This is a genomic window from Priestia sp. P1_B12_1, from assembly GCF_056406695.1.
Genome location: NZ_JBFTZR010000005.1, coordinates 269,832 through 289,105 on the forward strand (window position 1 = coordinate 269,832; position 19,274 = coordinate 289,105).

Consider the following 19,274-nt stretch of genomic DNA (forward strand, 5'->3'; position numbering starts at 1 on the left):
AAGCGTACAGTTCTTAAATTTAAAAATGGTGAAATGGAAAGCGTGGAAGATAAAATTGTAACGGAGTTTCCTGTGACTGTGAAAATTAACGAAGAAGAGTTTGTCACGATGGTATGTAGCCCTCAATACATTGAAGATATGGTCATTGGCTATTTAGCATCTGAAGGGGTTATTCGAGCATATAAAGACATTAAAAACATATGGGTTCAAGAAAAAGAAGGGTATGTTCATGTTACAATAGATAAATTAAACCCGTATTTTCAAAACCTTCAAAATAAACGATATATCACGTCTTGCTGCGGGGCGAGCAGACAAGGGTTTGTCTTTATAAATGATGCGCTGACTGCTAAAAAAATGAATGATATATCGGTAGAACTTTCCATTAAGGATTGTTTTCAATTGATGAATAAGCTGCAGCAATCTGCTGCTACGTTTCAAGAAACGGGTGGCGTTCATAACGCTGCTCTTTGTGATAAAAATGGCTTTATGCTTAGCAGAATGGACATTGGCAGGCATAATGCTCTAGATAAACTATACGGGTATTGCTTAAAAAACCATATTTCAATTAGAGATAAAGTAGTCGTTTTCAGCGGCCGTATTTCGTCAGAAATTTTGTTGAAAGTAGCGAAGATCGGGTGTGAAGTGGTTCTTTCAAAATCTGCTCCGACTGAACTTGCTTTAAATCTAGCAGAAGAATTGGGAATTACAACGGTAGGGTTTATTCGAAATGATTCGTTGAATATTTATACATGCCCGGAAAGAATTTTAAAAGAGAGTTAATCTGCTGTGGAGAAGCTGACAGCTAGAGAGAGGAGAGATGAGGCAGATGTCATACGCTATAGTTGATACTTTAAAGCGTCCTTTACGAGACTTGCGTTTGTCCGTAACAGATCGCTGTAACTTTCGCTGTCGATATTGTATGCCTGAAGAAATTTTTGGGGCAGACTATCCATTTTTACCTGCCGAAAACATTCTTTCGTTTGATGAATTAGAGAGACTCACTAGATTATTCGCATCGCTAGGAGTAAAAAAAGTGCGTATAACGGGAGGAGAGCCGCTGCTAAGAAAAGGCTTGCCAGATCTAATCAATCGTCTGAAGCAAATTGAGGGTATAGATGATATTGCCATAACAACAAACGGCTCACTGTTAAAGAAGCATGCAGAAGCCTTATCAAAAGCGGGATTATCAAGAGTGACCGTCAGCTTAGACTCACTTGATGAAGTGAGATTTCAAGAGCTGAATGGAAACCGGGGAAGCGTAAAACGAGTATTAGAAGGAATAGAGGCAGCAGCTCGTGCGGGGATTTCAGTCAAAATAAACATGGTTGTTCAAAAAGGCAAGAATGAGCAGGATATTCTTCCGATGGCCCAATATTTTAAAGACAAAAAACATACGCTGCGTTTTATTGAATATATGGATGTTGGAAATTCAAACGGATGGAAAATGGATGAGGTTATAACAAAGAAACAAATTCTGGATATAGTTGGACAAGAAATGCCTCTTGAAGAAATTCCACCTCATTATACGGGGGAAGTAGCCACCAGGTATCGGTACGTCGGGACAGAAGAGGAAATTGGTATCATTTCATCTGTCACAGATTCATTCTGTTCCACTTGTTCACGCGCAAGAGTATCGGCTGAAGGAAAGCTCTATACCTGTTTGTTCGCGTCAAAAGGATATGACCTCCGCAAACTGATACGATCAGAAGCATCTGATCATACTGTTTGTGACACTATTTCTGATATCTGGAATCATCGGAAAGATCGTTACTCAGACGAACGAGCTAACGGAAGACAAGTCCAAGGCGCTGAAAAAGTGGAAATGTCCCATATTGGTGGATAATTCAAAAAAGCTTTATACATGCCAATCACTGCGATGATTCACATTTATAAACGTGGGATCTTCTGCTGAAAAAGGCACGCGAAGGACATTTGTCTGATTCAATAATTGCGTAAGCCTTCTTTCACCTTGTGTAACGAGTTGTTCAATAAGAGGAAGCGTTCTACGGTGATAGAGTGCTAGAAGCGGGTGAATGTGATCAGGCTGAACAGGAAGAACAATGTCAGGTGAGTCCGTTTGAGTCAGTGTGATCATGTGATGAACAAACTCAGCATTAATAAAAGGAATATCGCAAGAAAGAATAAAGAACCATTCAGCGCAGCAATCGATGGCAGTTAAAGCGTGATGAATTGCATACAAAGGTCCTTGATACGGGCATTTTTCAACTGCAAATGCAATATCCTTCCTTTGAAAATAAGGGAGTAAATCTTGGTTGGTAGACACAAGTATAGGTGTGACGTGATTTTCTTTTAATGCATCTATACTATATTCGTAAAATGATTTCTTGTTATAGGTTTCAAACATTTTTGGTTTACCATAGCGAGAAGATTTTCCTCCTGCTAATACAATGCCGGCAATGGACATTTATTAAATACCTCCATCAAAATACATTTGTATATTTATGCACGTAAGCGTCCGTAAAGCAGCTTAGCTTTATGTGTATAATAGCATGTTTTTAAAGAAATATCTTTGATGAAGGAATAGATAGTGAAGTCAGAGATTGAACGAGAAAGGGAGAGAAAAGAGTGACAGAACGTTATTCACGTCAGCAGCTTTTCCAGCCTGTTGGAAACAAAGGGCAGCAGCAAATTAGAAGTAAGCATGTTTTAGTTGTGGGTGCAGGGGCTCTAGGCAGCGCCAGCGCAGAAGCTCTCGTGCGTGCTGGAATTGGAAAATTGACTCTTGTAGATCGTGATTATGTAGAATGGAGTAATCTACAGCGTCAGCAGCTTTATACAGAACAAGATGCCCAAAACAAACTACCTAAAGCTGTAGCAGCAAAAAATCGTTTGGGTCAAATAAACACAGAAGTGAAGATCGAAGCGCTGGTGATGGATGCTCAGCCTGCTAATTTAGAAAGTATCGTCCAAACAGCTGATGTGATCATTGATGCAACAGACAATTTCGACATCCGTTTTATTTTAAATGATTTGTCACATAAGCATGACGTGCCTTGGATATATGGCTCATGTGTCGGCAGCTATGGCACCACTTATACGATTATCCCAAATGTAACGCCTTGCCTGCACTGTATACTAAAAAAGATCCCTGTGGGAGGAGCAACGTGTGAGACAGCAGGAATTATCAGTCCAGCTGTTCAAATCGTAGCAGCCTATCAAATAAGCGAAGCATTAAAAATTTTAGTCGAAGATGTTGAAGCTTTGCGCCATACATTTCTAACCTTTGACGTCTGGAATAATCAGCACGCTGAATTTAAGACGGGCAAAATGAAAAGTGATAAATGTTTTTCTTGCGGATCGACCCGAACATATCCGTACCTAGCGTATGAAAATCAGCTTAAAACAGAAGTTCTGTGCGGCAGAGAGACGGTTCAAATCAGACCTTCGCATCGCCATTTGTACAACTTCGATGAATTGGAAAACCGGTTAAAAAAACAGGGGAAAGTGGACCGCAATCCATACCTTCTGTCATGTCAGCTTCCAGAGCAGCGCTTTGTAATTTTTCAAGATGGCCGTGTATTTATTCATGGAACGAATGATATTCAATTTGCGAAAAGCTTATATTATCGTTTACTAGGATGAGTAAAGGAGTGAAAAGAATGAGAGAAAAGCGAACTCCTATCCCTATCGGAGAATGCGTTGGACGAGTGATGCAGTATGCAAAAAACAGAAAGCAAGAAATCATTGCGCTTGAAGAAGCTCACGGCAGATTTTTAGCTGAAGATTTAATAGCAGATCATGATATTCCTGCTTTTGATCGTTCACCATATGATGGTTTTGCCGTTCGGTCGCAAGATACGAAAGAAGCATCATCACTTCATCCAGTAGAACTGGCTATTCGAGGAGAAATAGGAGCGGGTTCTGTTTTTGAACATACAGTCAGCGCGATGCAGGCTGTGCGTATTATGACAGGAGCTCCTATTCCCAAAGGCTGCGATGCGGTTGCGATGCTTGAAGTAACAAAAGAATATACGAAGGACAATCAGCCGATCGTTCAAATCAAGCGTTCGTTTAACGGCGGAGATAACATTTCTTTTCAAGGAGAAGAAACAACAAAAGGCACCGTGTTAGCTTCAAAAGGAACGTATATCACTCCGGGAGTAGCTGCTCTTTTAGCCACATTTGGCTATGATAACGTAGCTGTCTTCCAAAAGCCTGTAGTTGGATTACTTGCAACTGGAAGTGAACTAGTGGAAGTGAGTGATCCTGTTGAACGGGGCAAAATTCGTAATAGCAATGCTCATATGCTTCGTGCCCAAATTGAAAAAGCTGGGGGCGAAGTGAACTATTTTGGTATCATGCCCGATGATTTAAGTGAGTGCTACAATGCGGTAAAATCTGCACTATCAGAAGTGGACATGCTGATTACAACGGGCGGCGTTTCAGTAGGAGACTATGATTATCTACCAGATGTTTATAAGCAATTACAGGCCGAAGTTCTTTTTAATAAAATAGCGATGAGGCCAGGCAGTGTCACAACGGTTGCTCGTATGGAAGAGAAGCTTTTATTTGGCCTATCGGGAAATCCTACAGCGTGCTATGTCGGTTTTGAACTTCTGGCTCGTCCGGTCATCAGTACATATGCGGGTAAAAGCACCCCTCATCTTCGGAAAGAAAAAGCTTTGTTAGGAAAAGACTTCTTAAAGCCAAATCCTTTTATGCGATTTGTATCTGGCAGGCTTTCATACAGGGAAGGACAGCTGATTGCTTCTCCATTAAGCTTTACAAAATCTAGTGCTGTTTCTTCTTTAGCTCATGCGGATACGTTAATTATATTTCCCGGAGGGACGAGAGGATACAAAGAAGGAATGCTGGTTGACGTCTTATTGCTAGATGACGTGCGGGGAAGTGAATGGCCTTGGTAGCAAGTTGCAATGTTTTACAAGTAGTTGGATTTCAAAACAGCGGAAAAACTACTTTAGTGGAAAAGCTCATTAAAAGAGCGAAACAATTCAATCTATGTGTAGGTTCTATTAAGCACCATGGACACGGCGGACCTCCAGATAGCAGCAGTGAGCTAAAAGACAGTCATCGCCACCAGCAAGCAGGTGCCGATGTGGCAGGTGTAGAGGGAGGTGGAATCCTACAGCTTACGGCAGATAGTAAAGACTGGAGCCTAAAAAAGCTGATTGATTTTTATCAATTTTTCTCGCCAGATGTCATTTTTGTTGAAGGATATAAAAAAGAATCCTATCCAAAAGCAGTCTTGATTCGAAGTGAAGAAGATCTTGTTCTGCTTTCCTCTCTAACCAATATTATATGCGTGATTAGTCACGTTCCGCTAAAAAAAGAAGTGCAGCGAGCATATCCAATGTTTCACTTACAAGAAGACGAACTTTATCTTAATTTTTTATTGAAAGAAGTGGGGGAAGAAGATGAACCAGCACTTATTTGAAGTAGTAAATCAGCCAATTGCTGTAGATGAAATAATTAAAAAAGTTTCTAGAAGAGACGCTGGAGCTATTACGACATTTATTGGAACGGTAAGAGAATTTACAAAAGGCAAGAAGACGCTCTCTCTTGAATATCAAGCCTATGTGCCAATGGCAGTGAAAATGTTTAGCCAAATTGGTGACGAAATTCAGGAAAAGTGGCCCGATGCGTTGACAGCTATTACTCACCGAATCGGGAAACTTGATATAACAGAAGTCGCAGTAGTTATTGCCGTTTCTTCTCCGCATCGCAAAACAGCTTATGAAGCAAACGAGTATGCTATTGAACGCATTAAGCAAATTGTGCCAATCTGGAAAAAAGAATTTTGGGAAGACGGAACAAAATGGATTGGAGATCAGTTAGAAACGAAAGAATATCCTGAAGGAAAGCCATTGAAGGAGATGTGAAAATGATTAACGTCTTATTTTTTGCTGCTATACGTGAAGAGGCTGGAGTGGAACAAGTAACAGTTGATAAGCAAGATATAACAGTGAAGGAATTAAAGGAATATGTACAAAAAACGTATAAGCTTTCCTCTTTGGAGCAAACGATGACAGCAGTCAACGAAGAGTTTGTAACAGATGAAGAAGCCATTAGAACGGGAGATACCGTCGCATTTATTCCACCCGTTAGTGGAGGATAAAAAAAGTGCTGAATACACAGCACCTTTTTTTATTATCTAAATTGAGCTACTTTTTCGATTGGTAAACGTACAGACGGGTAACCGCTATTTGCTGCTTTGCCGATTGAAAGTAACATAACCGGTGCATAGCGCTCTTTGTCTAAACCGAATGCTTCGGCAATTTGATCTTTTTCATAACCGCCAATAGCGTTTGTATCATAACCATGAGCACGTGCAGCAAGCATTAACTGCATGGATACTAAACCGCCGTCAATTAATACTGTTTCTTTATTTAATTCTTCAGAAGCAGCTGCGTAGTGCGCTTTGATTTTAGGGATTTGCATGTCTCTAATTTCTTGTGGCATATAGCCTAGTTCAACAGCTTTATCGTAAATTTCATCTAAATTTTCTTCACTTTTTAAATCGCCGAATATCGCAATAACAGCTGCTGATGTTTCTACTTGTGACTGATTAAATTTAGCAAGCGGAGCTAATGTTGCTTTTCCTTCAGGGCTATCAATTACTAGAAAGCGCCAAGGCTGTGCATTAACAGAAGATGGAGCTAGCGTCGCTTCTGTTAAAATTTCTTTCATTTCTTCACGGCTGATTTTGACAGATGGATCGTAATAACGAATAGATCTGCGCCCTGTAATAATATCTTGGAAATCATTGTTTAGTGTTTTTGTTTGTGTCATGATGAACTCTCCTTTATGTTAAAAATGTTATGACCGTTCAATGGCCGAAATGTTTACTTTTAAACGCTCGAGCATTTTGGAAAGCAGCAGCTGTTCTTCTTCGCTGAAATCTTTAAATGCTTCATCAATAAAGCGAGCTTTTTCGTTTCGAAATGCACCGATTTTTTCATGTCCGCTTTTCGTAAGCTTTACAAATGTTACGCGGTTGTCATCAGGGTTTTTACGGCGTGATACAACATCTCTTTCTTCGAGCTGCTTTAAATGTCTTGTAATTGCAGCATTGTCAATGTTTACTTGCTGTTGAAGCGCCTTTTGACTCATTTCACCTGTTTCATAAAGCTGATGTAAAATATCAAGACGTGATTGGCTAACACCGGTACAATGCTCAAACTTTTGATTAATTTGTTTATTAACTTCTTGCAGAGCATACAGAACATTTGCTTTTTCAGAACATGAATGTGACAAGAAAGTCGCTCCCTTTTTCTATGATATTTATTGATGAATTAATATTTGATACATCAATGTTTGATACATCAACTAATATAAAATAAATAAAAGTGAAAGTCAAGAAAGTGAACGTTGTTTTTTAAAAATAATAAAGAAAGAGGCTGAGACGTAACGAAATGAATCTCATCCAAAGGCGAACAATCTCGATATATAATCTAGACTGCTTGCTCGACCGCAGTTGATTTCCGTGCAAGGCTCCGCTTTCCGAGGGCGGCCGCTGAGCCTCCTCGTTGCTTGCGCTCCTGCGGGGGTCTCACCTGTTCCGCTGTTCCCGCAGGAGTCTTCACCTTGTCCTCCAATCAACTGCTGGAAGGAACGAAACAGATAAAATCTACGTTCACCATAACAAAAAAAACGAACCACTAATCAAACAGTTTGATTAGTGGTTCGTTTTTCACTTCAGCTAAACTATTTTTGTCTCAGCTTCTTTAAGCTGAATGATTTTTTTTGCTAATTTGTTCATGCGTATAGGGAGATAGAAACGGAATACGCTTGATAATCAAATCGTGAATCCAGAATAATCGCTGAATAAGAGGAGCTGTTTTAGCTGAAACGTATATAATAAAGCATCCGATAGCTCCCGCAATCACCATGCCTCCAAGTACATCTGCTGGATAGTGAACGCCTACGTAAATACGTGAAAGGCCAGAAATGACAGCCCATATAAAAATGATGCTTCTCCATTTGTTTTTTCGTAACCACATGATCCAAGCAGCAGAAAAGACTAAAATCGAATGATCACTCACAAAAGATGAATTAGCCGGGTGCGGAATCAGCTTATGAACGTGATGAGTCACAAACGGACGCGGGTGGTAATACACCAGGTGAATGACTTCATTGGTACATAGAGAAAGTACAATTGTAAACAGCATGTATAAAGCCGTATAACGGTGATAAATTGTTCTTTCTGTTTTTCCGCTAAACCAAAGCAAAAGCAAACAAGCCATTATAAAATAAGGAACGCTATTCGTGATGATAATCATGACAGAATCCATTGCGCTGGATTCACCAGCAAACGAGTTAATCCATTGAAATACTTCGTAATTGAGGTTCATTTGTTTTCTCCTTATGCAGTACTTTTCACTCTTAGTTTAGATTGACACTCTAAAAAAACGATGAATTTCACATTAAAAATCAATTAAAATCCGAAATTTAAGGGCATTTAATGATATAAAAAGGAGAGGAAGAAACTGCTTTTAGAATAGGAGATGAAACAGTTGAAAAAGGTTTTATTTTTACCTCTTCTAAAAATGCCTTCTGGCCATCATCAAGTGGCAGAGGCGTTAATGGATATATTGGAAAGAAGAACAACAAATATTTGTTATAAAAAAATAGATTTATTAAGCTATACAAACGAACTATTAGAAAAAGTGGTCACAGGCACATATTTGAAATGGATTCGTTATGCTCCAGAAACGTACAATATGGCATACAAACATCTCTTTTATGAACCGCCTGTTCATTCATTCAAATGGTATCATCACGTATTCGCAAAAAAAATGGAGCACTTAGTTAAAGAAGAAAATCCGGATTTAATTATATGTACACATGGATTTCCTTCTTATTTGCTCAGTCAATTAAAAGCAAAAGGCAAGTGTGATGTTCCTATTATAAATGTCTACACGGATTTCTTTATTAATAATTTATGGGGAAAAGAAGAGATTGACTTTCACTTTCTTCCTAGTGAAGAAGTAAAAAGAGGGCTTCGTGCTCAAAGTGAAATTCCACTTCAAAATATGATGGTCACAGGGATACCGGTACATGAAGAAATAACAAAAACAAGAACTGTTAAGCATCATGGTAACCAAAATATTTTAATTGCCGGAGGCAGCAGCGGTCTAGGGAATATTATGGATTTTTATAATGATTTAAAAGACGCGCGCCATTTTCATTACTTTGTCTTATGCGGCAAAAATCAAAAGTTATACGAAGAAATCAAGGGATGGGAATTACAGCACGTTACACCAATTCCGTACATTTCATCACGCACAGAAATGAATGAACTGTATGAACAAGTGGATGCTATCGTAACAAAGCCAGGTGGTATCACGGTCAGTGAAGCTCTTCGCAAAAATTTACCGATTTTTGTTCATTCTGCTTTACCGGGTCAAGAAGAAGTAAATTTACGCTATTTAACAGAACGAAACTTAGTTCAAGAACTAAAGACGGATCAATCGTTAGAAAGTCAGCTGCAGGAAGTGCTGCAGGATGCTGATAAAATGAACACATTATATAACGCTATTGCTGCTTATCATAAAGAAATCGAAGCACAAACGCCTGAAGAACTTTTAGCAGTAGTCAATTGGATTTTAGGTGAAAAGCAAACGATCGGTCTTCATGCGTAAAACATTCATGTTTACAAACAATAAGGATAAGCTAAAGAACAAGTATGTTGAAAAAGTAGGGTTTAGATAAAAAAACAAACATCTTTTGAAAAAGGTGTTGTTTTTTTATCTAAAGAAGCTATTCTTTCACTTAAGACATGTGGTGAGAGGTGTATAACATGAAAGAGAAAATTTTAATTGTGGAAGATGAAGCGCAAATTGCGAAAGTGTTAAAGATTGAATTGGAATTTGAAGATTATGAAGTAGATGTTGAGTACGACGGGAAAGCGGGGTTAGAGACGGCAATATCGGCTCAATATGACCTCATTTTGCTAGACGTGATGCTTCCAAGCCTGAGCGGTATAGAGGTGTTAAGGAGACTTCGGAAAGCGGAAGTATTTACGCCCGTTATTTTATTAACTGCCAGAAATACGACGCTGGATAAGGTAATGGGCTTGGATCAAGGGGCTAATGATTATGTTACAAAACCGTTTGAAATTGAAGAACTGTTAGCACGGGTTCGTTCTTGTATTCGCTATCGTTCGCTCGTAAAAGGATCAGGAACGAAAGAAGCTGAAGCGGAGCTCTTAACGATCAGTGATTTGACTATTAATCTTGAAACAAGGGAAGTACTTAGAAACAACGAATCCATTACGCTGACACCGAAAGAGTATGATTTAGTTGTGTATTTGCTTACGAATAAAAATAAAATTGTCACGAGAGAAGGAATTCTCACAAACGTTTGGGGCTATGAATATGAAGGAGAAACGAACGTAATTGATGTGTATATTCGCCACTTAAGAAAAAAAGTAGATGAAGGTTTTTCTACTTCTCTCATTCATACGGTGCGGGGCGTAGGATATATGATGAAAGAGGAGAAACATGAAGATCACGACGAAGATTAATTTACTGACAACAGCATGGCTAGTGGTTATTTTATTAATCATGAACATCGTTGTTTTTTTCTCCTTTACTAAATCTACCGTAAATATGGAACAGGACATTTTATTCGAAAAAGCACGCGAGATTATTCAAAAAGGTCAGCAAGATCATTCCGTGGAGCTCTCGCCGGAGTTACTAAAATTTTATTTGACCAACCATTCATTTATCCGAACAGTCTCAGAAAATTCTACGGTTATTAACCAGGTATCAAATGATCCTCATCTGGTGAAAATTAAGCCCGAATTTTCAAAGAAAAAAAAGGTGAAACTTCGCAAAATCAGAGAAAAGCAAGTATTGGTTATTCGCATGCCTGTCAAAGTCAATAATCAAGTCGTTGAAACACTTGAGATTGGTGAGCTTCTGACTGGTTTTGAAACCCGTAAAGATATTTTGCTATCAATTTTGATTTTTTGTTCGCTTGTGTCCATTTTACTGTCTCTTTTAGGAGGAAGATGGTTATCACGAGTCATTATGCATCCTATTAAAAATATGGTCACAACGATGAAAGAGATCGAAGAGAGCGGTGTTCCTAAAAAGGTCCTCATTCAAACGGAAACGAGAGATGAACTGCAGGGGATGACCGTTACCTTTAATCATATGATTGACCGCTTGCGAGAAAATATTGAAAAGCAAAATCAGTTTGTTTCCGATGCTTCTCATGAATTAAAAACCCCTCTAACCGTTATTCGCAGTTATTCTAATTTATTAAGAAGAAGAGGGATTAAAAATGAAGAAATTACGCTGGATGCGATCGACACCATCTATGCGGAAGCAACCAAAATGCAAAAAATGATTGAAACGCTGCTTGATCTGGCAAGTGTGGAAAAAGAACAAACGCTTGATATGAAGCAAACAGATCTTGTTCTTATTTTTGAACAAATCGTTAAGCAGCTGCAGCAGGTATACAAAAGAGAATTAGTTCTTCATTATGATCAAACGCCCATTATGATTGAAGTGGATGAACTAAAAATGAAGCAAGTGTTGATTATTTTGCTTGATAATGCAATTAAATACAGTACGGATAAAATTGAAGTGACCGTTGAAAAAAAGCAGAAAGATGTCATTATCAAAGTAAAAGACTATGGAATTGGCATTCCAAAAGAAGATCTTGCCCATATTTTTGAACGTTTCTATCGAGTCGATAAAGCTAGAAGCAGAGCTACGGGAGGAACGGGGCTTGGACTATCGATTGCACAAACTATTGTCCGTCAGCATAAAGGCGAGATTTTTATTAAAAGTGAAGAAGAACAAGGAACGGAAGTTGTGATTCACCTTCCCGTTTCATCTACAAACTAAGAAAGCCGCCATTAGGCGGCTTTTGTGTGATTATGATGCTGATTTTTGTTTTCTTACTTTTAAATTTTTTAACTCCGTTTGGAAGAATAGATACAGTGATGCAACTGTAAATACACTAAATCCAATTATCTCAAGGGGCTCTCCACCAGCTTCGAATAGCTTAACCAAACCTTCACCGCATAACTCTCCTCCAATAAAAATAAGGAAAATACCAAGCGCTTTAAAAATAATCCACAGGTTCAGCTTAATAGCTGTTTTGAACAGAATGTATGTAATAACGATGGCCAGCAAAATGCCACTTATACTGCCGAATACAATAGAAGAGGCGTGTTGATTCACTTGTGTCAGATTAAAAATAATTAGTTCTGTTCCTTCACGAAAGACAGATAAAAAGGCTAAAACGATTATTCCCCATTTGGAAGAGCTTCTGGAAATTTTTGATGTAACTGAAGATGTCATTTCTTTGCTTCGGTGCAACCACAGAATAAAATAAGCGATAAGACCTGCAGCTAAAAGCATCATGACTCCTTCAAAAATTTCTTCTGACTCTTCTTCTAACTCTTTCGCCTCATTAAAGCCAATAAAGCCAAATACTAAGCTGAAAATAAGGCCAGCAGCAGCGCCAATGAAGACGGAATACTTTAAGTCTTTTCGGCCAATTTTTGTAACATGAGCTAAAATAATTCCAATAATAAGTGACGCTTCTAAACCTTCACGAAGCGACAAAGCCAAACTCGACCACATAAAAAGCTCCCCTTACTTTAAATGATAGTAATAATTAAATTCTCTCTAATTTTAATGATAATGATTATCGTTGTCAATTTGTTTTTTTGTTCTTTAATAAAATCTAATATAGGATTTTTCAGACTAAAGTATGAAGGCATTTCATTATAAAGTCGTTCGAAACGAACGAAAAAAGCGAATAAAATAAGAGTATCAACAATCAGTGGAGGTTTTAGTATGAGTTATACTCTTTTTATAAAAGCAAATGACAGATCGGCAAGTGAAGCGGTTAGCGTGAAATTATATGATGCATTTTTAGAAAGCTATCAACAATCGCACCAAGATGAAGAAATAATAGAACTAAATTTGTTTCAAGAAGAACTTCCTTATTTAGGTGCCGACATGATAAACGGTCAGTTTAAATTAGCAAGAGGGCTAGAAGTGACGGCAGCGGAAAACAAAGCAGCAGAAACTGCTAATTACTACTTAGAACAATTTGTGGAAGCAGATAAAATTGTTATTGCCTTTCCGCTTTGGAATTTTACCGTGCCGGCCGTGCTTCATACGTACTTTGATTATTTAAATCAAGCAGGCAAAACGTTTAAGTATACGCCAGAAGGGCCGGTGGGATTACTAGGCGATAAAAAAGTGATGTTATTAAATGCACGAGGCGGAGTGTATTCAGAAGGTCCAGCAGCTGACGTCGAAATGGCCGTTAAATATGTCAGCAGCGTACTTCAATTCTTTGGAATTGCGGACGTGAACTCTGTTATTATTGAAGGTCACAATCAGTTTCCAGATCGTGCTCAAGAAATTATTGAAAGCGGTCTAGAACAAGCAGCACAAGCAGCCAAAACATTTTAAATAATCCTAGTAAAAGAAGACGGTGCAAAAGCATTTTAGGTGAAGGTAAATCCGAACGATGAATCGTTCGGATTTTTTTGATGTTATGGTAAGCGGAGGTTTCATTAGCTTCTAGGTGTTGATGGGAGGGCAAGGCGAAGACTCGCTCATAAATCAACAGCTGTGTCACAAACGGTCCATACTAGCGCCTTTATCCCATTTGTTCTTTTTTAGATAAAATTGATTTATTATGTGTCCATCTTTTCTTTATATTTTTACTGTATATCTTAAAAAATAATAGGTAAAATGAATAAATAATATAAAAGATATTCACTTTATCTATAGGAGGAGCAGAGATGGATATTCGTCAGCTTAATTATTTTTTAGAAGTTGCCAAACTAAGAAGCTTTACTAAAGCATCTCAAAGTCTTCATATTTCACAGCCGACTTTAAGCAAAATGGTAAAAAACTTAGAAGAAGAATTGGAAGTAGAGTTAATTGATCGGTCCGCAAGACAGATTGATTTAACGGATGCAGGGGAAGTCGTGTATATGCAAGGACAAAAAGTCATGGCATCCATTGATGAGCTATCGACTTATTTATATGATGTGATGAATCTGAAAAAAGGAGTGATTAAAATTGGGATTCCTCCATTGATTGGAGTGCTGTTCTTTCCAAAGATTATTAAAGGGTTTCAGCAGCTCTATCCAGATATCACAATTAAACTTATTGAATACGGAGCCAACCGTGTTCAAAAAGCAGTAGAAAAAGGAGAATTAGACTTAGGCGTGGCGGTCCTTCCAGTAAATGAACACCTTTTTGATATTAATCCTTTTACCTCTGAAAAAATGCTTTTATATGTTCACCATTCCCACCCTTTAGCCTCTAAAACGCATGTAGAAATTAATGAGTTAGCCCAAGAGAAATTTATTTTGTTTAATGAAGATTTTACACTTCACGACCGGCTTATTCAGGCATGTCAACAAGCAGGGTTTGAACCTAACGTAGCCTACGAAAGCTCTCAATGGGATTTTATTGGTGAAATGATTGCGGAAAACTTAGGTGTATCTATCTTTCCACAGTCCATTGCGGCAAAAGTAGATTCGGCTATCGTAAAAGCCGTTCCTATTATTAACCCTTCGATTTCGTGGGATCTAGCATTGATTTTAAAAAAGGATAAATATATTTCATATGCCTCTAAACAATTTCTACACTATATGAATAAACAGCATTCTGCTTTATATAGATAAAATGCATATGTTGTATTGAATATATGTATTTTACGAAAGAGAAAATGTGCGTTAAAGTAAATAGTGTAGAAAACATACAAGAAAACAAACAGTGATTCCGCGCGGTGTCAGTAAAAAATACGGAGGTTGATTTTACATGGCACAAGATAGTTATCAAAAAGGTTTAGATAAATTAATGGAATATACATTAACGAGTAACGATGATATTTCAACTCATTTAAAAATTACAGAAGACTTAAAAGACCTAGCTCTTGACGTTGGAAAATACATTATTGAATTTGCCTATGGAGACATTTATTCACGACCTGGCCTAACAAATAAGCAGCGAGCGTTAGTAACCATTTCATCACTGGTTACTCAGGGTACAGAGCCACAGCTGGAGCTGCATTTGAATACAGGTCTAACTGCTGGACTAGAGCCAAAGGAAATTGTGGAGAGCATCATTCAATTAATCCCATACACAGGTTTCCCACGCGTGTTAAATGCTTTAAATATAGCTAAGAAAGTGTTCGCTCAGCGTGACGTGGAAGTAGAAACAGGTGAAAAAGAGCTAGTGGAAAATAAATAATAAGCACAAAAAAGACGCTCTAAAAGAGCGTCTTTTTTTATGCGAGCTGCTTTTGTTTGGTTTCTTTTCCTAGAAAAACAACCGAACCAACACCGATTAAAATAGCTACACAAAAGATTGAGAACGTAACGGTTAAAGACGCACCTTGCGTTGACATATAACCAACTAACAGCGGTCCTAAAATTCCTCCAACTCTTCCAAAAGAAGCAGCCATTCCAGCTCCTGTGCCTCGAATAGACGTCGGATATTGCTCAGGTGTATACGCGTATAAAGCTCCCCAAGCGCCTAAGTTGAAGAAAGACAACAGCATACCTGCTGTTAGCAGCAGCCAAAGTGACTCGGCATTTCCAAAGATATATGCGCTAGCAGCCGTACCTAACAAATAGGTGACCAATACGAATTTTCGGCCCATGCGTTCAATAAACCAAGCAGCCGTATAATAGCCGGGCAACTGAGCTAACGTCATAATCAATACGTATTCAAAGCTTTTGATTAAGCTAAATCCTTTAATGACCATGACGCTAGGTAGCCACAAAAACATGCCGTAATATGAAAATACAACGCAAAACCACAGAACCCACAGCATAATCGTAGATTGACGATAAGGCTTAGACCACACGCTTCTTACATTGTCCGCAATCGACGGTTTCTTTTCTTTTGTCGCTTCCACAAACTGAGGAGAATCTGGCAGTTTGATGCGCAAATAAATGGCATAAAACGCTGGGATAGCCGTCAGGATAAGCGCTAGCTGCCACCCGTAGGCTGGGATTACAAAGTAAGAGATAAGCGCTGCCAGTAGCCAGCCGAACGCCCAAAAACTTTCTAATAAGACGACCACTTTACCGCGTTTTTCCGGCGCCACCGTCTCAGAAACAAGTGTAGAAGCAACAGGCAGCTCTCCTCCTAAACCCATTCCAATTAAAAATCGAAATACTAAAAAAGCAGCCAGGGTAGTAGTAAGAGCCGAAAGGCCGCTTGCTACTGAAAAAAGAACAAGAGTTACAATAAAAACGGTTTTTCGTCCAATTCGATCAGCCAATAACCCAAACACTAAAGCTCCAACGGCCATTCCGATCGAGTTAACGCTGCCTATCCAGCTCATTTCAGTAGGGGAAAGTTCCCATTCAGCGTGAAGAGCTGCAATGATAAAAGACAAAATGCCAACATCCATTGCATCGAAGAGCCATCCGAGCCCCGCGATGCCAAGAAGCTGACGTTCTGATAATTGTTTTGTTTTCATGTCTTCCTCCTAGAAGCAAAGAATTTTGCTTTAAGTTTACACCTGTCTTGACATAATGTCACGTCTATTTTAAAGAAAAAATGCAAACGGAAAAGCTCTATACCTAATGGTATAGAGCTAATTTTATTCTCACATTTTATCGTAAAGCATTTTTCCAGGCCATGTGTACGCCATATGACCGCCGTCTACAGTAATGCAATCACCTGTTACATATGAGCTGTCATCAGATGCTAAAAATAATACAGCACCGGCTACTTCTTCCGGTTTGCCTAGACGGCCCATCGGATCGACCCATTCATATGCTTTTCTGAATTTTTTTCCTTCTTCAGCGCCTGATAAATCATCAAGAAGAGGTGTTTCGATTGTTCCAGGAGCAATTGAGTTAACGCGAATACCTTCACGAGCGTAGTCAATTGCCATGGTTCTTGTTAAGTTGGTAATAGCACCTTTCGCTGCATTATAGCCAGAACGGTCTAAGTCTGCTGCCAGCCCCGACACGGATGAATTATTAATAATCGATCCGCCATTTTCTAACATCAGCGGAATAACGTATTTGCTTACAAGAAACGTTCCGCGTAAATCTACCGACATTAAGCGATCCCAAAGTTCTACTGGATATTCGTGAAGTTTGCCGCCTTCTGTGTCTGTCCCTGCATTATTAAAAAGAATGTCCACTTTACCAAATTTCTTTTCAATTTCTGCTGTGAATTCTTTTACTTTTTCTTCTTCAGCTACATCGATATAGTAGGCGTAGGCTTCACCGCCAGCTTCTTTAATTTCTTGTGCTGCTTTTTTCACACCGTCTAAATTAATATCAGCACAAATAACAACCGCTCCTTCTTTCGCAAATCGTTCAGCAGTTGCTTTTCCAATGCCAGAGCTTGATCCTGTAATCACTGCAATTTTTGATTCTAAACGTCCCAATTGTATCCCTCCGCAAAAATAGATATATAAGTATGTATGTTCATGTACCCATCTATTATTTTGATAAAACGTCGTTAGTTTATACGTGTGCGAATAGAAATAAAGAGACGCAGCAAAACAAATCCATTGTATAATGAACAGCAGTATGTCAGAAAAAATGAGGTGTTTGCATGAAAGCAATTATAAAAAGTTTTATTAATGGACTCTTAACGATTGTCCCTATTATCCTTGTTATTTATATTTTAGTAAGAGTGTTTAATTTTTTAGATAGCATTTTAGGAAACGTATTGAAGCCCTATATGAAGCAGGATTATATACCGGGGATTGGCATCTTAGCGACTCTTCTTTTAATTACGTTCTTAGGATGGTTATCCACTCGTTTTTTTACAGGGAAAATTATTAACTTAATTGATCGATTGTTAGAAAGAATACCGTTTGTTAAAACGCTATATACCGTTATTAAAGATACGTTTCAATCTTTTCTTGGAGAGAAAAAGTCATTTTCAAAAGTCGCTTTAGTGACGATGCCCGGCACGTCAATGAAAGTCATAGGGTTTGTGACCTCTGAAGAAGTAGAAGAGGTGATTCATTCATTAAAAGACCACGTAGCCGTTTATGTTCCGCAGACTTTTCAAGTAGCCGGTTTTACTTTTTTGATTCCAAAAGAAGAAATTGAATGGTTAGATATTAAGCCTGAGGAAGCCATGAAGTTCGTGTTATCTGGGGGAGTATCTAGTTCAAAAGCAGAAAAATAACAGAAGGCTTGTTGAAGCCTTCTGTTATTTTTGTTGAAGTAAGGCTGTTAAAAGATTAAGCGGTTCTTCCAACGGTTTAAGTTCCGTTAAATTTCCAACCATGCCTTTTACAATAGCAGCGGTAGGCTTATCTTTTTTTAGCTCCGTTTGTAAAATGTGAAAGCTGTCTGCGTGCTCATCAGAGATATGATCGCTGTTGTCTAGCAGATGTTTAATTTCCTCAAGAGCTTGTTTTACCTGCTCATTTTTACTGAGAAAAGTCGTTCGTTCCTTTCCGTATATATCTTCACCAAAAGAAGCAGGAATAAGGGGACGAGGTTTTCGAGCTAATAAATCTTCTACTATTACATCAACTCGGTCCATTATGTACTGCGCTACTTCTTTAAATGTAAGCTCGAATTGATTGAAGATAATAATTTCTAAAAAGGAATGATGAATACCTTCAATCATTTTCGTTAAATCCGAGATATAAGGAGTTACGTCTTCTCCGTATACGCTAACGAGGCTTTTGCGATGGAAGTAAAATGTTTCTCGCTGCATTTTATGAACAAAGGTCTCCACTTCTTTGTTAAAGGGAATAGATTTTTCACGGATTTGCATGATAATAAAATCTCTGTGCTCCGTAATAAATTCATAGAAATAGATAAGCTGATTCATATAGCGGCTGCGGGCATCGTTCACTTCCTCGTCGAGAGCATAAACAGAGCTAAAGAGCTTTTCATAGTAAAAGTTTAGAATTGATAATAAAAGTGCATCCTTAGATTTGAAGTGCAGGTAAAACGCACCTTTTGAAATGTTGCATTCATCTACAATTTCTTGCACAGAGGTAGCATTAAATCCTTTTTTTGCAAAAAGCTTAATCGAAGCTTCAATTATTCTTTTTTCTTTTTCCTTCATGTCTTCTACCTCCTTTATTGAACAATTTGGCCATTCATTTCGTTAGATAATAGTATCATACACTAAAAAAGATAAAGGTATATATCAAAGTTGAGAACGAGAGTCAGTTCCTTTAAAAAACGATTATTATAAATATGTCTTTATTATGAACAAGTCAGGAGAGAACCTGCTTAGGGTTGACACTGACTAGTTAGTCATTTATATTTTAAGTTGTTGTGACCGATCAGTCAATTT

Annotated in this window: 23 protein-coding genes; 14 read left to right on the plus strand and 9 right to left on the minus strand. The window is 38.3% G+C overall.

The window, feature by feature from the left end; all coding sequences use genetic code 11:
• Positions 1 to 33 precede the first annotated feature (33 nt).
• Positions 34 to 780, plus strand: a complete 747-nt coding sequence (fdhD, locus tag AC1D0Y_RS18455) for a formate dehydrogenase accessory sulfurtransferase FdhD (protein WP_371264465.1) — start codon at positions 34 to 36, stop codon at positions 778 to 780.
• Between the two features lie 46 nt (positions 781 to 826).
• On the plus strand, positions 827 to 1,843 hold the full coding sequence (moaA, locus tag AC1D0Y_RS18460) for a GTP 3',8-cyclase MoaA (RefSeq protein ID WP_028409636.1): 1,017 nt from the start codon (positions 827 to 829) through the stop codon (positions 1,841 to 1,843).
• A gap of 12 nt (positions 1,844 to 1,855) precedes the next feature.
• Here the strand turns inward: moaA and mobA are convergent, their stop codons facing one another.
• Positions 1,856 to 2,425 (minus strand): molybdenum cofactor guanylyltransferase, encoded by a 570-nt coding sequence (mobA, locus tag AC1D0Y_RS18465; RefSeq protein ID WP_028409635.1) that lies wholly within the window; start codon positions 2,423 to 2,425, stop codon positions 1,856 to 1,858.
• Between the two features lie 161 nt (positions 2,426 to 2,586).
• Between mobA and AC1D0Y_RS18470 the strand changes: the two genes are divergently transcribed.
• From AC1D0Y_RS18470 to moaD, 5 genes are read left to right on the plus strand one after another with little or no spacing between them, the layout of a single operon-like run.
• Positions 2,587 to 3,603 (plus strand): molybdopterin-synthase adenylyltransferase MoeB, encoded by a 1,017-nt coding sequence (locus AC1D0Y_RS18470; protein ID WP_060745830.1) that lies wholly within the window; start codon positions 2,587 to 2,589, stop codon positions 3,601 to 3,603.
• A 17-nt stretch (positions 3,604 to 3,620) separates the two neighbouring features.
• On the plus strand, positions 3,621 to 4,886 hold the full coding sequence (locus tag AC1D0Y_RS18475; RefSeq protein ID WP_477707839.1) for a molybdopterin molybdotransferase MoeA: 1,266 nt from the start codon (positions 3,621 to 3,623) through the stop codon (positions 4,884 to 4,886).
• Positions 4,874 to 5,416: a molybdopterin-guanine dinucleotide biosynthesis protein B gene (gene mobB, locus AC1D0Y_RS18480; RefSeq protein WP_060745828.1), complete on the plus strand. Its 543-nt coding sequence runs from the start codon at positions 4,874 to 4,876 to the stop codon at positions 5,414 to 5,416. The genes AC1D0Y_RS18475 and mobB overlap by 13 nt, the downstream gene beginning before the upstream one ends.
• Positions 5,397 to 5,861 carry a molybdenum cofactor biosynthesis protein MoaE gene (locus AC1D0Y_RS18485; RefSeq protein WP_060745827.1) on the plus strand — a complete coding sequence of 155 codons (465 nt, stop codon included), beginning with the start codon at positions 5,397 to 5,399 and terminating at the stop codon, positions 5,859 to 5,861. The genes mobB and AC1D0Y_RS18485 overlap by 20 nt, the downstream gene beginning before the upstream one ends.
• 2 nt (positions 5,862 to 5,863) lie before the next feature.
• Positions 5,864 to 6,097, plus strand: coding sequence for a molybdopterin converting factor subunit 1 (gene moaD, locus AC1D0Y_RS18490; protein WP_028409631.1), 234 nt, complete (start codon positions 5,864 to 5,866; stop codon positions 6,095 to 6,097).
• 32 nt (positions 6,098 to 6,129) lie between these two features.
• Here the strand turns inward: moaD and AC1D0Y_RS18495 are convergent, their stop codons facing one another.
• The 4 genes from AC1D0Y_RS18495 to AC1D0Y_RS18510 form a co-directional block, all read right to left on the minus strand.
• A complete protein-coding gene (locus tag AC1D0Y_RS18495) occupies positions 6,130 to 6,771 on the minus strand; it encodes a nitroreductase family protein (RefSeq protein WP_013059680.1) in 642 nt (213 codons plus the stop codon).
• Positions 6,772 to 6,798: 27 nt separating this feature from the next.
• On the minus strand, positions 6,799 to 7,236 hold the full coding sequence (locus AC1D0Y_RS18500; protein ID WP_013085370.1) for a MarR family winged helix-turn-helix transcriptional regulator: 438 nt from the start codon (positions 7,234 to 7,236) through the stop codon (positions 6,799 to 6,801).
• Between the two features lie 165 nt (positions 7,237 to 7,401).
• Positions 7,402 to 7,641 (minus strand): hypothetical protein, encoded by a 240-nt coding sequence (locus AC1D0Y_RS18505; RefSeq protein ID WP_330534109.1) that lies wholly within the window; start codon positions 7,639 to 7,641, stop codon positions 7,402 to 7,404.
• A 65-nt stretch (positions 7,642 to 7,706) separates the two neighbouring features.
• Positions 7,707 to 8,333 (minus strand): undecaprenyl-diphosphatase, encoded by a 627-nt coding sequence (locus AC1D0Y_RS18510; RefSeq protein WP_477707840.1) that lies wholly within the window; start codon positions 8,331 to 8,333, stop codon positions 7,707 to 7,709.
• A 153-nt stretch (positions 8,334 to 8,486) separates the two neighbouring features.
• On the opposite strand from AC1D0Y_RS18510, the gene AC1D0Y_RS18515 reads away from it, so the two are divergent.
• From AC1D0Y_RS18515 to AC1D0Y_RS18525, 3 genes are all read left to right on the plus strand, one after another.
• Positions 8,487 to 9,623: an MGDG synthase family glycosyltransferase gene (locus tag AC1D0Y_RS18515; protein ID WP_240717505.1), complete on the plus strand. Its 1,137-nt coding sequence runs from the start codon at positions 8,487 to 8,489 to the stop codon at positions 9,621 to 9,623.
• A 158-nt stretch (positions 9,624 to 9,781) separates the two neighbouring features.
• Positions 9,782 to 10,507 carry a response regulator transcription factor gene (locus AC1D0Y_RS18520; protein WP_060745825.1) on the plus strand — a complete coding sequence of 242 codons (726 nt, stop codon included), beginning with the start codon at positions 9,782 to 9,784 and terminating at the stop codon, positions 10,505 to 10,507.
• On the plus strand, positions 10,485 to 11,840 hold the full coding sequence (locus AC1D0Y_RS18525) for a sensor histidine kinase (RefSeq protein ID WP_060745824.1): 1,356 nt from the start codon (positions 10,485 to 10,487) through the stop codon (positions 11,838 to 11,840). Before AC1D0Y_RS18520 ends, AC1D0Y_RS18525 begins: the two co-directional genes overlap by 23 nt.
• Positions 11,841 to 11,870: 30 nt before the next feature.
• Here the strand turns inward: AC1D0Y_RS18525 and AC1D0Y_RS18530 are convergent, their stop codons facing one another.
• Positions 11,871 to 12,584 carry an FTR1 family iron permease gene (locus AC1D0Y_RS18530; RefSeq protein ID WP_060745823.1) on the minus strand — a complete coding sequence of 238 codons (714 nt, stop codon included), beginning with the start codon at positions 12,582 to 12,584 and terminating at the stop codon, positions 11,871 to 11,873.
• A 216-nt stretch (positions 12,585 to 12,800) separates the two neighbouring features.
• Between AC1D0Y_RS18530 and AC1D0Y_RS18535 the strand changes: the two genes are divergently transcribed.
• The 3 genes from AC1D0Y_RS18535 to AC1D0Y_RS18545 all read left to right on the plus strand — a co-directional run bounded on the left by AC1D0Y_RS18535 (position 12,801) and on the right by AC1D0Y_RS18545 (position 15,224).
• Positions 12,801 to 13,427, plus strand: a complete 627-nt coding sequence (locus AC1D0Y_RS18535; protein ID WP_028409626.1) for an FMN-dependent NADH-azoreductase — start codon at positions 12,801 to 12,803, stop codon at positions 13,425 to 13,427.
• Between the two features lie 335 nt (positions 13,428 to 13,762).
• Complete coding sequence (locus tag AC1D0Y_RS18540) at positions 13,763 to 14,656, plus strand: LysR family transcriptional regulator (RefSeq protein WP_028409625.1); 894 nt, start codon at positions 13,763 to 13,765, stop codon at positions 14,654 to 14,656.
• A gap of 136 nt (positions 14,657 to 14,792) precedes the next feature.
• Complete coding sequence (locus AC1D0Y_RS18545; protein ID WP_477707841.1) at positions 14,793 to 15,224, plus strand: carboxymuconolactone decarboxylase family protein; 432 nt, start codon at positions 14,793 to 14,795, stop codon at positions 15,222 to 15,224.
• Positions 15,225 to 15,261: 37 nt separating this feature from the next.
• On the opposite strand, the gene AC1D0Y_RS18550 is transcribed toward AC1D0Y_RS18545, so the two are convergent.
• A complete protein-coding gene (locus tag AC1D0Y_RS18550) occupies positions 15,262 to 16,464 on the minus strand; it encodes an MFS transporter (protein ID WP_060745821.1) in 1,203 nt (400 codons plus the stop codon).
• Positions 16,465 to 16,593: 129 nt separating this feature from the next.
• Entirely contained in the window at positions 16,594 to 17,388 is a 795-nt protein-coding gene (locus tag AC1D0Y_RS18555) for an SDR family oxidoreductase (RefSeq protein WP_028409622.1), read from the minus strand.
• A gap of 170 nt (positions 17,389 to 17,558) precedes the next feature.
• Between AC1D0Y_RS18555 and AC1D0Y_RS18560 the strand changes: the two genes are divergently transcribed.
• Positions 17,559 to 18,143, plus strand: coding sequence for a DUF502 domain-containing protein (locus tag AC1D0Y_RS18560; RefSeq protein WP_028409621.1), 585 nt, complete (start codon positions 17,559 to 17,561; stop codon positions 18,141 to 18,143).
• 24 nt (positions 18,144 to 18,167) lie between these two features.
• On the opposite strand, the gene AC1D0Y_RS18565 is transcribed toward AC1D0Y_RS18560, so the two are convergent.
• A complete protein-coding gene (locus AC1D0Y_RS18565) occupies positions 18,168 to 19,040 on the minus strand; it encodes a TetR/AcrR family transcriptional regulator (protein ID WP_028409620.1) in 873 nt (290 codons plus the stop codon).
• Between the last annotated feature and the right edge of the window lie 234 nt (positions 19,041 to 19,274).

Bases quoted from the DNA above. Each gene is read 5' to 3' on its own strand.
- fdhD (WP_371264465.1), top strand. From the start codon at position 34: ATGGAAAGCGTGGAAGATAAAATTGTAACGGAGTTTCCTGTGACTGTG.
- moaA (WP_028409636.1), top strand. From the start codon at position 827: ATGTCATACGCTATAGTTGATACTTTAAAGCGTCCTTTACGAGACTTG.
- mobA (WP_028409635.1), bottom strand. From the start codon at position 2,425: ATGTCCATTGCCGGCATTGTATTAGCAGGAGGAAAATCTTCTCGCTAT.
- AC1D0Y_RS18475 (WP_477707839.1), top strand. From the start codon at position 3,621: ATGAGAGAAAAGCGAACTCCTATCCCTATCGGAGAATGCGTTGGACGA.
- mobB (WP_060745828.1), top strand. From the start codon at position 4,874: ATGGCCTTGGTAGCAAGTTGCAATGTTTTACAAGTAGTTGGATTTCAA.
- AC1D0Y_RS18485 (WP_060745827.1), top strand. From the start codon at position 5,397: ATGAACCAGCACTTATTTGAAGTAGTAAATCAGCCAATTGCTGTAGAT.
- moaD (WP_028409631.1), top strand. From the start codon at position 5,864: ATGATTAACGTCTTATTTTTTGCTGCTATACGTGAAGAGGCTGGAGTG.
- AC1D0Y_RS18495 (WP_013059680.1), bottom strand. From the start codon at position 6,771: ATGACACAAACAAAAACACTAAACAATGATTTCCAAGATATTATTACA.
- AC1D0Y_RS18510 (WP_477707840.1), bottom strand. From the start codon at position 8,333: ATGAACCTCAATTACGAAGTATTTCAATGGATTAACTCGTTTGCTGGT.
- AC1D0Y_RS18515 (WP_240717505.1), top strand. From the start codon at position 8,487: ATGAAACAGTTGAAAAAGGTTTTATTTTTACCTCTTCTAAAAATGCCT.
- AC1D0Y_RS18520 (WP_060745825.1), top strand. From the start codon at position 9,782: ATGAAAGAGAAAATTTTAATTGTGGAAGATGAAGCGCAAATTGCGAAA.
- AC1D0Y_RS18525 (WP_060745824.1), top strand. From the start codon at position 10,485: ATGAAGATCACGACGAAGATTAATTTACTGACAACAGCATGGCTAGTG.
- AC1D0Y_RS18530 (WP_060745823.1), bottom strand. From the start codon at position 12,584: ATGTGGTCGAGTTTGGCTTTGTCGCTTCGTGAAGGTTTAGAAGCGTCA.
- AC1D0Y_RS18535 (WP_028409626.1), top strand. From the start codon at position 12,801: ATGAGTTATACTCTTTTTATAAAAGCAAATGACAGATCGGCAAGTGAA.
- AC1D0Y_RS18540 (WP_028409625.1), top strand. From the start codon at position 13,763: ATGGATATTCGTCAGCTTAATTATTTTTTAGAAGTTGCCAAACTAAGA.
- AC1D0Y_RS18545 (WP_477707841.1), top strand. From the start codon at position 14,793: ATGGCACAAGATAGTTATCAAAAAGGTTTAGATAAATTAATGGAATAT.
- AC1D0Y_RS18550 (WP_060745821.1), bottom strand. From the start codon at position 16,464: ATGAAAACAAAACAATTATCAGAACGTCAGCTTCTTGGCATCGCGGGG.
- AC1D0Y_RS18560 (WP_028409621.1), top strand. From the start codon at position 17,559: ATGAAAGCAATTATAAAAAGTTTTATTAATGGACTCTTAACGATTGTC.
- AC1D0Y_RS18565 (WP_028409620.1), bottom strand. From the start codon at position 19,040: ATGAAGGAAAAAGAAAAAAGAATAATTGAAGCTTCGATTAAGCTTTTT.